The sequence below is a fragment of the Erwinia sp. MYb416 genome, assembly GCF_037479575.1.
Lineage (GTDB): Bacteria > Pseudomonadota > Gammaproteobacteria > Enterobacterales > Enterobacteriaceae > Erwinia > Erwinia rhapontici.
Map to the genome: position 1 here is coordinate 2313 of NZ_JBBGYT010000354.1, position 1176 is coordinate 3488.

Annotated in this window: 1 protein-coding gene; it reads left to right on the forward strand. The window is 58.8% G+C overall.

Annotated elements, in window-relative coordinates; genetic code table 11:
• Nucleotides 1-1176, forward strand: a 1176-nt coding sequence (locus WH277_RS05235; protein ID WP_339504823.1) for a hybrid sensor histidine kinase/response regulator, incomplete at both ends; no start/stop codon positions are given.

Genomic DNA, 1176 nt, shown 5'->3' on the forward strand with positions numbered 1-1176 from the left:
GATCTACAGCAGCGCTGCCAGCCTGCTGACGCTGCTCAATGATCTCCAGGATCATGCCAGAGTAGAGAGCAACAGCTTCAGTCTGGTGCCGCGCCCGCTGGAACCGGAAAGCTGGCTGAAGCATCTGGCCGTTTTTTACCCTCCCCTTATTCGCCGTAATGGCCCGCAGCTGAAAGTCAGTGCATTAACGGCCCTGCCCGCCTGGGTACTGATTGATGGTGAGCGCCTGCAACAGATCGCCAATAATCTGATGGGCAATGCCATTAAGTTTACTCTGCAAGGCGAAATCCATCTGACGCTGGCCGCCCAGGAGGATCCGCCCCGGCTCTGCCTGCGGGTGGCTGATACCGGCAGCGGCATTCCTCTGGCTGAACAGCAACGGCTGTTTGAACCCTGGTATCAGACACCTTCCGGCCGTCAACTGTCAGTGCAGGGCAGCGGGCTGGGGCTCTCTATCTGCCGTGAAATTGTGAGTCGTATGGGGGGGACCATTGACCTGCAATCGGCACCTGGCGAAGGCACCTCTGTCAGCGTCACGCTGCCGTGGCAGGTGATCAATCCACCACAGCCTGCAGCAACACAGGCGCGTCCTGTTGCGGCCATGACCCACCATCTACGTGCGGCAATTATCGATGACCATCCGACCAACCTGCTGGTGATGCAACAACAGCTGGCACACTGTGGCATTCAGGCTGACACTTTCGGTGATGGACGTGCGCTGCTGGATGCCGCAAAACAGGCGCAATGGGATTTACTGTTTATCGACTTCAGCATGCCTCGCCCGGATGGCCTGACGCTGGCAAAAATCCTGCGCCGCAGCGAACGTCATCAGCCGCATCGCACGCGCATTGTGCTCTGTTCTGCTGACGCCCAGATTCTCAACCATCCGCAGGCACAGCAGGTCGCCGACCACTTGCTGCTAAAGCCCGTGTCTCTCCCGGACATTGCTGCGCTGTTGCAGACCGATGCGCCGGACCTGTTCGCGGATATCGCCCAACGTCTGAACCAGCTTGCCCACCATGATGCGCACTATTTTCAGCGTCTGTGCCAGACACTGAGTGAGACATTAGCGCGCGACATCGAGGCGATGAATCACGCCGTTGCCGCTGAGGCATGGCCTGCACTGGAGAACGCCGCTCACCGGATGAAAGGTAGCTGGTTGCTGCTGGGTTATAG